Annotated in this window: 11 protein-coding genes; 6 read left to right on the top strand and 5 right to left on the bottom strand. The window is 69.7% G+C overall.

Annotated elements, in window-relative coordinates:
• Positions 1 to 155: 155 nt before the first annotated feature.
• Positions 156 to 812, bottom strand: coding sequence for a response regulator (locus tag ACIBL3_RS45375; protein ID WP_396360252.1), 657 nt, complete (start codon positions 810 to 812; stop codon positions 156 to 158).
• Positions 809 to 2,875 carry a histidine kinase gene (locus ACIBL3_RS45380; RefSeq protein WP_396360253.1) on the bottom strand — a complete coding sequence of 689 codons (2,067 nt, stop codon included), beginning with the start codon at positions 2,873 to 2,875 and terminating at the stop codon, positions 809 to 811. The genes ACIBL3_RS45375 and ACIBL3_RS45380 overlap by 4 nt, the downstream gene beginning before the upstream one ends.
• A 147-nt stretch (positions 2,876 to 3,022) precedes the next feature.
• On the opposite strand from ACIBL3_RS45380, the gene ACIBL3_RS45385 reads away from it, so the two are divergent.
• From ACIBL3_RS45385 to ACIBL3_RS45400, 4 genes are all read left to right on the top strand, one after another.
• Positions 3,023 to 3,367, top strand: coding sequence for a hypothetical protein (locus ACIBL3_RS45385; protein ID WP_396360254.1), 345 nt, complete (start codon positions 3,023 to 3,025; stop codon positions 3,365 to 3,367).
• Positions 3,364 to 4,044 (top strand): hypothetical protein, encoded by a 681-nt coding sequence (locus ACIBL3_RS45390; RefSeq protein WP_396360255.1) that lies wholly within the window; start codon positions 3,364 to 3,366, stop codon positions 4,042 to 4,044. The genes ACIBL3_RS45385 and ACIBL3_RS45390 overlap by 4 nt, the downstream gene beginning before the upstream one ends.
• A gap of 65 nt (positions 4,045 to 4,109) precedes the next feature.
• On the top strand, positions 4,110 to 4,946 hold the full coding sequence (locus tag ACIBL3_RS45395; protein ID WP_396360256.1) for a methyltransferase domain-containing protein: 837 nt from the start codon (positions 4,110 to 4,112) through the stop codon (positions 4,944 to 4,946).
• Positions 4,947 to 5,066: 120 nt separating this feature from the next.
• The gene (locus ACIBL3_RS45400) at positions 5,067 to 5,363 is read left to right on the top strand and encodes a hypothetical protein (protein ID WP_396360257.1); all 297 of its coding nucleotides are present in this window, start codon (positions 5,067 to 5,069) and stop codon (positions 5,361 to 5,363) included.
• Here the strand turns inward: ACIBL3_RS45400 and ACIBL3_RS45405 are convergent.
• Positions 5,360 to 6,418, bottom strand: coding sequence for an alpha/beta hydrolase family protein (locus ACIBL3_RS45405; protein WP_396360258.1), 1,059 nt, complete (start codon positions 6,416 to 6,418; stop codon positions 5,360 to 5,362). The two genes, ACIBL3_RS45400 and ACIBL3_RS45405, sit on opposite strands and share 4 nt — an antisense overlap.
• Positions 6,415 to 7,326: a DMT family transporter gene (locus tag ACIBL3_RS45410; RefSeq protein ID WP_396360259.1), complete on the bottom strand. Its 912-nt coding sequence runs from the start codon at positions 7,324 to 7,326 to the stop codon at positions 6,415 to 6,417. Before ACIBL3_RS45410 ends, ACIBL3_RS45405 begins: the two co-directional genes overlap by 4 nt.
• A 78-nt stretch (positions 7,327 to 7,404) precedes the next feature.
• Between ACIBL3_RS45410 and ACIBL3_RS45415 the strand changes: the two genes are divergently transcribed.
• Positions 7,405 to 8,307: a LysR family transcriptional regulator gene (locus ACIBL3_RS45415; RefSeq protein ID WP_396360260.1), complete on the top strand. Its 903-nt coding sequence runs from the start codon at positions 7,405 to 7,407 to the stop codon at positions 8,305 to 8,307.
• Between the two features lie 71 nt (positions 8,308 to 8,378).
• The gene (locus ACIBL3_RS45420) at positions 8,379 to 9,743 is read left to right on the top strand and encodes an FAD-binding oxidoreductase (protein ID WP_396360261.1); all 1,365 of its coding nucleotides are present in this window, start codon (positions 8,379 to 8,381) and stop codon (positions 9,741 to 9,743) included.
• Between the two features lie 63 nt (positions 9,744 to 9,806).
• Here the strand turns inward: ACIBL3_RS45420 and ACIBL3_RS45425 are convergent.
• On the bottom strand, positions 9,807 to 10,261 hold a 455-nt coding region (locus ACIBL3_RS45425), incomplete at its 5' end, for a hypothetical protein (RefSeq protein WP_396360262.1).

Below are 10,261 nucleotides of genomic sequence, written 5' to 3' on the forward strand. Positions count from 1 at the left end.
GGTCCGTGCGACAGGAAGTGGGCGGCGCCGACTAGTGCACCTGAGCGTGGATCTCCCGCCGCGTACGGCGTCCCGCAGGTGCACTACCTGTCGAGCTGCACGCTCAATCCCGGCGGCGAGGGGCGGTGGTGAGTGGGGGGCGGGGAATGTGTCGGTCAGGGGCTCTCGGTGCCCAGGCCGGCGTTGCGGGCCTGGATGATGGCGGTGGCGCGGTCGGCGATGCCGAGTTTGGTGAAGATGGTGGAGACGTTGTTCGCGACCGTCTTGGACGCGAGGTCGAGGCGGTGGGCGATCGCGGCGTTCGACAGTCCGGCGGCGAGCAGGTCGAGGATCTGGCGTTCCCGGGTGGTCAGCTCGGGGAACGGATCGGCCGCGGGCGGTGGTGCGGAGAAGAAGCTGAGTACGCGGCGGGCGACACCGGGACCGAAGATCGCCTCGCCGGCCGCGACCGCCCGGATGGCCCGCGCGATCTCCTCCTGCTCGGCGCCCTTCACCAGGTAGCCGCGGGCCCCGGCGCGCATCGCGGCGAAGACCGAGTCGTCGTCCTCGAACATGGTCAGCACCAGTACCGCGACATCCGGCGCCGACCGCGCCAACTCGCGCGTCGCGGCGAACCCGTCGAGGTCGGGCATCTGCAGATCGAGTACGGCGACGTCGGGCTGGGTCGTGATCACCTCGCGGATCGCCTCGCGACCGGTCGCGGCCACCCCGACGACCTCGATCCCCGGCAACGAGGTGAGCAGGGCCGACAACCCGGCGCGGACGACAGGATGGTCGTCGGCGAGCACAACGCGAATCAGCTCGGCCGTCACCTGTGCTCCAAGGGGAAACTTGCTCGGACGACGCCGCCGCTCGGTGACGGACCGGCCTCGAAGTGACCGCCCAACTCGGCGGCGCGTTCGCGCATCGCGTGCAGGCCGACGCCCGGCCGCCACTCGCCGTTCGGCGGTCCGTCGTCGGTCACCTCGATCTCCAGGTCGTCGCCACAGCGCAACGCTAGTACGGCGGACGTCGCGCCCGAGTGCCTGACGATGTTCGTGAGCGCCTCGGTCGCGATCCGGTACGCCGCGACCTCCAACGCCGCCGGGAGAGGTGGCAGCCCCTCCGCTGACAGCTGCACCTGGACGGCGGCTCCGTCGGCGCGGAACGACAGTTGATCCGCGCGTTGCCGCAGGGCGCCGACGAGCCCGAGTTCGTCCAGCGCCGGTGGCCGGAGATCGTCGACAAGTCGTCGTACGTCGGCGATCGCCGTCCGGGTGTCGGTTCGCAAGGTGGCGAGGAGGTCGCGGGCCTTGGTCGCGTCGGTGGCGATCAGGTTGGCGGCGGCGTCGGCGGCGAACGCGACGCCGGTCAGTGTCGGGCCGAGGCCGTCATGCAGGTCGCGTCTGAGCCGGCGGCGCTCCTCTTCGCGGGCGGAGACCAGCTGTTCGCGAGACGACTGCAGTTCGGCCGACAGCCGCGTCGCGTGGACGGCGACGGCGAGCGGTACGGCGACCAGCCCGAGCACACTGCGATCCGCCGACGCGAGCTCCGACTCACCGGACCGGAGCCCGACGTGCAGCGCTCCGACCGGGGTTCCGCCGTACTCGAGCTCCAGGGGTACGACGGCCGACGACGGCGTCCCGTCTGCGGCGACGATCCTATTGTCGACAATCAGACCGACGTACGGGAAGCGGAGCGCGGAGCGGATGGCGGCGACTACACCGGGGAGGCCTGCCGAGAATTGCTCGCCGACCTTGGAGGCGATGCGGGCGGGGTCGCGGCGGTCGCCGTACAGGGCGCGATCGACGAGGCGCTGCAGGCGCGGCAGGACCGGGGCGATGATCAGGGCCACCAGGACGGTGATCGCGGCGGAGCGGCCGACGCGCGAGGAGATCAGCGAACCCAGGATCGCGGCGAGCGCGGCGTAGGCGCCGATGGCAACCAACGACAGCAGGCCCCAGGTCAGGGCGCGCGACACGACCAGCCGGATGTCGAGGAGCTGGTAGCGCACGATCGCGACCGCGACGGCGATCGGGATGAGTGGAATCGCCAGTAAAACAAGGATTGGCGTACCGGCGAGGAACGACCACGGCGTGACGAACAGAATCGTCACGACGGATGCCAACAGCAACCACAGGAGCTGGCGGCGGCCTGTTTCGTCGGCTCTTCGATACCGAATCGTCAGGCAGATGATTGCCAGCAGCAACGCGACGACGGTGCGGAGCTCGGTGAGCGTCCAGAGCGGGTCGAGGTCGTCGTAGCCGGCGATCGTCAGGTAGCCGCGGGGAAGACCCTCGCCGGGGGCGTCGCCGTCGCCGACCATCTCGAGGACGAACAGTGGTGCGGTGGCGATGATGCCGATCGCGGCCCAGCGCCAGTTGGGTGAGAGCAGACGGCCGGTGGGAAACAGGAGAAGTGCGAGCGGCAGGAACAGGGCGATCGACCACGGCCAGGCCGACATCGACAAGGTGACGAGGAGACGTTGGGCGACCATGGGCGCGTCGGTGTCGGCGAGCAGTTGACTGAGCGGGGTGGTCACCGCGGTGGTCGCGTGCCCGATGCCGTCGGCGATGAACAGCCAGCCGATCGGATTCCCCGGCCGGTGCCAGGCGATCACCGCCCCACACAGCCCGAACGTCAGCCCCATCAACCCGTTCGTCACCACGAACGTCTCGACCGCGTGCTCCCAACCCCACCCCACGACCGCGGCCAGGACCACGGCCAGCACAACCTCCCCGACCACGAACCCGCCGAGGCCTGCACTCAACCCCCGCCGCCGCGCGGGCTCGACGCGCTCGGTGGCTGTCGGGGTGCTCCCCACACCCCGGCGCGCGGGCGGCCTGGGACCAGACCGTGGCGAGCGCGTGTTCGCCGGGCCCCCTGTGGCGTTCATATCGGCAGTGTGCGCCAGGGAGGGTCCTGGCGTCTCGGGAATGGGTTCCCGGGACAGGCGGGGGATTTCCCAGGGGTGGGGGAGTTCGGCCTCAGGTGGTGGGCGGGCTGGGCGGCGGACGGTTGTGACCTGAGAGAGGGGAACAACATGTACAAGCTGGGTTTGGTCGTACTCGGTCTGCTGTCCGTGGCGGATCTGCTGACGCCGGTGCTGACCGATGGGGAGCACCCGCCGATGGAGATCGCAATCGGTGCGGCGGTGGTCGGTCTGGTGAGTCTGGTGCTGGTCGGGTTCGCGTGGCAGGGCCGGCGGTGGGCGCTGGCGCCGTTGATCACGCTCCGGCTCGCCTCGGCGCTGCTCGCCGTACCGGCGTTCTTCGAGGCCGACGTCCCCGCGGTCGCGGTGGCCGCAGCGGGCGTCGGTGTGGCGGCGACGGTCTTCGGCGTGGTCGCCGTACTGCTGCCGGCGCGGGCGTTGGCAGGTGTGCGATGAGCCAGACGATGACGAGTACGGCGCGCGTCGACGTGCGGACGGTGTCGCGGTGGTTCGCGGCGATCGTGCTGCCGATCGGGCCGGCTGCGATCGCGTTGCTGCGGTACGTCCTGCCGTACGACACCGTCGACGACATGCCGACGATCACCAATAAGATTGTCGACAATCTCGACCGGGGATCGCTGGTGCTGTGGCTCGGGTTCGCCGGGATCCTGACGCTGGTCCCGGGCGCGTACTTCGTCGGGCGATTGACCCGGCGACGCGCTCCCTGGCTGACCGGGATCGCGCTGCTGCTCGTCGTACCGGGGTATCTGGCGCTGCCGTGGACGGCGTCCGGCGACATCTTCATCTGGGCCGCGGGGACGGCGGGACTCGACCCCGCCGCGATCACCCGGGCAGCCGAGGTCACGCACGGGTCGATGGACCTTGCCGGTTTCGTGTTCGTCGCCGGGCACGTGATCGGCACGATCCTGCTCGGCCTCGCGATGTGGCGGTCGCGGATGGTCCCGCGGTGGGCGGCGGTCGCGACGGCGATCTCGCAGCCGATCCACGCGATCGCCGCGATCGTGCTGGTCAGCCACACGCTCGACCTGTTCGGCTGGGGACTGCAGGCAGCCGGGTTCGCCGCGGCGGGGTGGGCGATCCTCCGGCTGCGTGACGAGGAGTGGATGCCCTAACGGGCACATCCGGTCGGTCCCGGACACGGACGGCGTTACGCTCGATCGCACGAAGGGGGAGTGGGATGACGGAGACGGACGAGTCCGGGATCGACCTGTCGTCGCGGGGGAGCTTCAAGATCGCGGACGCGCAGACGCAGGACACCGCGATGCTGGCGATGGTGCTCGACCTGATGGCGCAGCGTCCCGCCGTACGGACGCTGCGGGCGTGGGCCCTGGAGCAGTTGGCGCCGCTTGCGGGGGAGACCGCCGTCGACGTCGGTTCGGGCACCGGCGAGGACGTCGTCGCCCTCGCCGAGCTGGTCGGCCCGCAGGGCCACGCGATCGGCGTCGAGCCAAGCCCAGGTCTCCGAGCCGAAGCCCACCAGCGAGCAGAGGCAGCACAGGGAGTGGAGTTTGTCGACGGTGACGTGGGCGCCCTGCCGTTTGCGGGGGAGTCGGTCGACGTCATCCGCTGCGAGCGGGTTCTGCAGCATGTGGCGGATGCGGCGGGCGCGGTGCGGGAGATGGCTCGGGTACTGCGACCCGGTGGGCGGATCGTGTTGATCGACACGGACTGGGCGACCGCGATCGTGCATCCGGCGGACCCCGCCGTACTGCAGAAGATGGTCGACTACTTCCTCGCCGACTCGGCCAACCCGTACTCCGGCCGCCGGCTCCGCGGTCAGCTCGCGGCAGCCGGTCTGGAGATCACCGGCGAGACGGCCGCCACCTGGATCGAGGCGCAGGAAGGCGCCCGCCAGGGCTTCGTGTCGATGATGCAGCTGACCGCCCTCAAAGCCGGCGTCATCACGCCTACCGAGGCCGAGACGTTCGCCCGGGATCTCGCTGACGCTGCCGACCGCGGCGCGTTCCACCTGTCCCTGACGATGTACGCCGTCAGTGCGCGTAAGCCCGCCTAAGGAATCCGAGGCGCCTGGCTAAGGCACCTCCGCCCTGATCTATGGGTGCAAGCCCGATGTGGCCGTCCGGCCTGGTGATCGACCGTGGTGACACACGGTAAATCGCCACCAGGAGGAGCCATGAACCACCGGACTTCCGTCATCGCCGGAACCCTGATCGTCGTCAGCCTCAGCCCACTGGCTGCGGCGACCGCATCGGCCCAGCCGCCGGAGGAACGCCGTACGCCCGCCGTCGTCGTCCCCCGCGATCCGCCGACGTACAAACACAACTACCCACAGGAGCCGGAGACTGTGGCTGCGGCGAGTACCACAAGCGACGACGACGGCGTCGCACCGCTACTGGCCAGCTGCACCGCCATAGCCGGCGCAAGCCTGGCCCTAGGCGGCATCCACCTCTACAAACGCCGCCGCAGTTAGACGCCGTGCTGTTTGAGGAACGTGACGGTGCGGGCCATGGAGGTCGGCCAGGCTGGTCCGAACGCGTGTTCTTCGCCGGGGTAGCTGTACATCGTCGCGGTCTTGCCGGCCGTCTTGAGGGCGGCGAGGGCTTCGCGGGACCAGGCGATCGGACAGGTCGAGTCGGACTCGCCGTGGTGGATCAGCACCGGCTCTGTGACCCGGTCGAAGAAGTTCACCGCCGACACGTTGCGCCAGAACGTGGGGTTGCGCGCCGGTTCGCCGTACGCCTGCAGGATGGTCGAGGCGATCGGTCGGTCGTTGCGCTGCCAGCGGTTGAAGTTGTCGGCGGCGTCGGAGCTGACCGGCGCGAAGACCACTGCGGCCTTGATCAGCCCGGGCTGCGCCACCAGTGCGTTGTACGTGACCCCGCCGCCCATCGACCGGCCGAGCATGCCGATCCGGTCCGGGTCGACGTACGACGCGGTACGTAGTGCGAGGACGGCGTTGATCGCGTCCTCGGTGTAGCCGAGTCGCAGGTTCAGGTCGGAGCGCGGGTCGTCGGTCGACTGCGCGTGTCCGCGGTAGTCGGTGTGCAGTACGACGTACCCGCGGCGGGCCAGGTAGTCCTGCTCACGCATCAGACCACGGCCGTTGGTGTAGATCGCCGGGTCGATGTAGCCGTGGTTCAGGACCAGTGCGGGATGCCGTCCCGGGGTGCGCGGGACGTTCAGGATGCCGGAGATGGTCAGCGAGCCGCTGGAGTACGTCACGTGGTAGCGGGTGTAGACCGAGTTGCGGGCCAGCACCCGGCCGAGGCGGAGGTTCCGGCCGTCGTACTTCTTCGCCATCATCGCCTGCAACGAGACGGGGTGCGGCGGCGCGGTCGCGGTCGGCTTGGCGGTCGGGGTGGCCGGGGCCGTGGGCGACGGCGGAGGAGCGGACGACGTGGTGGGGGTCGAGGAGGTGGCACTCGGAGTGGACGCTGGGGGTGCCGCGCCGTCCTCGGAGGTACAGGCGATCGCGGCCGTCATCACAAGCGCGACGACTCCCGTCCACGTCATCCGCCGGTTCATACCGTCAAGTCTGCCGCCCGTTCCTCCGAACCCGCCGAAAGTCCAGACAACGATTGACGGCGCGGCCACTGCACGACCAGTACGGCGGCCAGCACCAGCGACCCGCCGAGCCACTGCGTCACCGTGAGCGTCTCCCCGAACACAGCCGCTGCCGCAAGCACGGTCACCACCGGCTCCAGGATGGACAGGATCGACGCCACCGACGGCCCGACCCGGGCCATGCCGGCGAAGAACAGCAGAATCGCGCCGACCGTGCTCACCACCGCCAGTGCAGCCAGCCAGAGCCACCCCACAGGGGCGAAGCCGAGGTCCGTGCCGCCACGCAGGAACCCGGCGACCAGGAAGGTGCCGAACGCCCCGGTGCACACCAGTGCGCTCAACGCCAGCGGAGGCACGTCAGCAGTCACCCGGTCGCCCACGAGGATGTAGCCGGTGTAGGTGAATGCAGCCCCTAGCGCCAGCAGCGCGCCCAGCCAGTCGAACCGCCCGGTCGACGCCCCACTGAGCACCAGCACGATCCCAGTCAGCGCTATCCCCAGCGCCCACACCCGCCGCCGCGACGCCCGCTCCCGTCCGAGTGCGATAGCACCCGCCATGACCAGCACCGGGTACACGTACAGGATCAGCGCGACCAGTGAGGCGTCGATCCTGGCCAGTGCGGAGAAGTACAGCCCGGACTGCGCCGCATAGCCGAACACGCCCATGCCCAGCCCAGCCAGCACGGCACGGCGAGGCAGTTGGCGCAGTGCACCGCGTGCGAGCGCTATGGCGATCAGCAGCGCCCCGGCGAACCCGAAGCGGACCAGCAGCAGAGCATCCACCGTCACACCGGCGTCGTAAGCCAGCTTGCCGAACACAGCCATCGCCCCGAAGCCGGCGGCGGAGAGTAAGCAGAAGAGGCGTCCCACGGCATCGATGGTCGCTGCTCAGGACTGTTCAGGTCTATCGCGGCTTCATGCACAGGATCGTGTAGCTATGCTGAACAGATGCTGGACTTGCACCGCCTACGGCTGCTCCGCGAGGTCCATGGTCGTGGCACCGTGCACGGCGCCGCCCGTGCGCTCGGCTACACGCCCAGTGCGATCTCCCAGCAGCTGTCAGTGCTGGAGAGAGAAGCAGGTACGCCGCTGCTCGAGAGGATTGGCCGCAACGTTCGGCTGACCCCTGCCGGCCAGGTGCTGGTGCGGCATGCCGCCGTACTGCTCGAAGGTGTGGAGGCGGCGGAGGCAGAGCTGGCCACGGTCGCGGCAGGGCGGGCGGCTGGTGTGGTGCGGGTCGCTGCCTTCCAATCGGCGTTCCTGCGCATCGTGGCTCCAGCGGTACGGGCGTTGGCCGCGAGCCATCCCGACATCCGCATCGAGGCTGCGGAGATCGAGGTGGAGCAGGCTGCACCGGCGTTGCGACTGCAGCAACTGGACGTGGTGGTCGGTGACGAGTACGACGGGCAGCCGCGGGCGGTGCACGCGGACCTGCATCGCGAGCGGCTGCTGCGCGAACGCATCCAGGTCGCACTGCCCGCCGATCACCCTGCGGCCGGTGCCGATCGCGTGCAGCTCGGGCGACTGGCCGACGTACCGTGGGCTGCCTGTCACCCGGGCACCGGTCAGCACGAGATGCAGGTGCGGGTGTGCCGTGAGCTCGGTGGGTTCGAGCCCGACGTGCGCTACCACTCCGACGACTTCCTGATCCTGCTGGAACTGGTCCGCACGACCGGAGCCGCTGCGCTTCTCCCGGACTTGGTTCTGGGGTACGGCGCCCCCGGAGTAGCCCTTTGTCTACCTGCCGAAGGGGTAGTCGGACGCGAGGTCTTCTTACTCACCCGAAGCACCCGCACACCCGCTGTCGCCGCTGTCGCAGACGCCCTGCGTGCGGCCGCAGCAGAGCATTGACGGATCCGCGGCCGCGGGGAAGGGTCGGGGAGGTACGGAGGGCCTGGGGGTGGTCCGGCCATGGAGGGGTCATGGGCACGATCGAGGAGTTGAGGGAACGCACCAGGGGGCCGGTCTTCAGCACCGGCGACGAGGAGTACGACGAGGTACGCCGCGTCAACAACGCCATGCACGACCGGCGTCCGCAGGTCGTGGTGCGGTGTGAGAACGCCGGGGACGTGATGGCCGCGGTCGACTACGCGCGGACGAACGAGCTTGACCTGGCGGTGCGTGGCGGCGGGCACAGCGTGCCCGGGTTCGGCACCGTCGACGACGGAGTGGTGATCGATCTCAGTGGGATGCGCAACGTCCGGGTGAACCCGGTCAGCCGGACCGCGCGGGCCGGCGGCGGGGCGACCTGGGGCGACTACGACGCGGCCACGCACGCCTTCGGGCTGGCGTCGACCGGCGGCTTCGTCTCGACCACCGGCGTCGGTGGCCTCACGCTCGGCGGTGGGATCGGGTACCTCGACCGCGGGCTGGGGCTCGCCTGCGACAACCTGATCTCGGCGGACGTGGTGACCGCGGACGGGCGGTTCCTGATCGCCAGCGAGAAGGAGAACGACGACCTGTTCTGGGCGTTGCGCGGTGGTGGCGGCAACTTCGGCGTGGTGACCGCGCTGGAGTTCCGGCTGGCGCCGGTGTCGACGATCTGGGGCGGCCCGATGCTGTTCGAGCTGTCCGACGGGGCCGCCGTACTGAGCGGGTTCCAGGACCTGATCCGGGATGCGCCGGAGCAGCTCGGCGGGTTCCCTGGGTTCCAGATCGCGCCGCCGCTGCCGTTCATCCCCGAGGACCGGCACGGCGACCTGTTCGCGTTGATCGTCGGGTGCTGGGCCGGTGACCCGGACCGGGGCCAGGCGGAGATCTCGAAGTTCCGCGAGCTCGCGCCGGTGGTCGCCGAGTTCGTCGGCCCGATGCCGTACCCGGCGCTGAACAGCATGTTCGACGGTCTGGTCCCGCCTGGCCTGCAGCATTACTGGAAGGCGAACTTCGTCACCGAGCTGACCGACGAGGCGATCCAGGCCCACCTGCGGCACGCGACCGGCCTGCCGTCGGTGAACGCGACAGTGCACATCTACCCGATCAACGGCGCCTGCCACCGGGTGACGCCGGACGCGACCGCGTTCGCCTACCGGGATGCCACCTTCGCGACCGTGATCGCCGGCATGTGGCCGGACCCGGCCGACAACGAGGCGAACACCCAGTGGGTGCAGTCGTACTACGACGCCCTGGCCCCGCACTCCGAGCCCGGCGGCTACATCAACTTCATGTCCGGCGACGACCAGGGCCGGATCCGGGACAACTACAAGCAGAACTACGACCCTCTGGTCGAGGTCAAGCGCAAGTACGACCCGGGCAACCTGTTCCACCTGAACCAGAACATCGCGCCCTAGGCAACGAAACGACGCGGCCCGTACGGCGGCTCGCCGTACGGGCCGGGTCGTCCTACATGCGCTCTACATGGCGAGCAGGCGCTGGAAGAAGGCGCGGTACTTCTGCAGCGCGGCGCGCAGGTCCTCGGTCGAGGGCTCACCGTCGGACCACTGCTTCTCCAAGCCCTGGTGCTGCTCCTCGAAGCTCATCGACAGGCGCTTGAGCACTTCGTCGACCAGCCGGTCGGCTTCACTCACCGACTGGCGCGGGTCGTCGACGAACCCCTGCTGGATGACCTCCCACCGGGTCCTGAAGTCGACCACCCGGTCCTCGGCCAGCAGCGGCTGGGTACCATCGCTCGCCGTCCACTCCACGCCTCGCGGGCCGCCTGACGTGCCCATGTCGCCCGTACGGTCGTCTGTGGTGCGCATGTCGTCCATGCGGTCGTCTGTGGTGCGCATGTCGTCCATGCGGTCGTCTGTGGTGCGCATGTCGTCCATGCGGTCGTCTGTGGTGCGCATGTCGTCCATGCGGTCGT

Source organism: Kribbella sp. NPDC050124, from assembly GCF_044460355.1.
In the GTDB taxonomy this organism is placed as follows: domain Bacteria; phylum Actinomycetota; class Actinomycetes; order Propionibacteriales; family Kribbellaceae; genus Kribbella.

Excerpts from the sequence above, each read along its gene's own strand:
- ACIBL3_RS45405 (WP_396360258.1), bottom strand. The coding sequence starts at position 6,418 with ATGAACCGGCGGATGACGTGGACGGGAGTCGTCGCGCTTGTGATGACG.
- ACIBL3_RS45420 (WP_396360261.1), top strand. The coding sequence starts at position 8,379 with ATGGGCACGATCGAGGAGTTGAGGGAACGCACCAGGGGGCCGGTCTTC.
- ACIBL3_RS45385 (WP_396360254.1), top strand. The coding sequence starts at position 3,023 with ATGTACAAGCTGGGTTTGGTCGTACTCGGTCTGCTGTCCGTGGCGGAT.
- ACIBL3_RS45395 (WP_396360256.1), top strand. The coding sequence starts at position 4,110 with ATGACGGAGACGGACGAGTCCGGGATCGACCTGTCGTCGCGGGGGAGC.
- ACIBL3_RS45390 (WP_396360255.1), top strand. The coding sequence starts at position 3,364 with ATGAGCCAGACGATGACGAGTACGGCGCGCGTCGACGTGCGGACGGTG.
- ACIBL3_RS45415 (WP_396360260.1), top strand. The coding sequence starts at position 7,405 with ATGCTGGACTTGCACCGCCTACGGCTGCTCCGCGAGGTCCATGGTCGT.
- ACIBL3_RS45400 (WP_396360257.1), top strand. The coding sequence starts at position 5,067 with ATGAACCACCGGACTTCCGTCATCGCCGGAACCCTGATCGTCGTCAGC.
- ACIBL3_RS45380 (WP_396360253.1), bottom strand. The coding sequence starts at position 2,875 with ATGAACGCCACAGGGGGCCCGGCGAACACGCGCTCGCCACGGTCTGGT.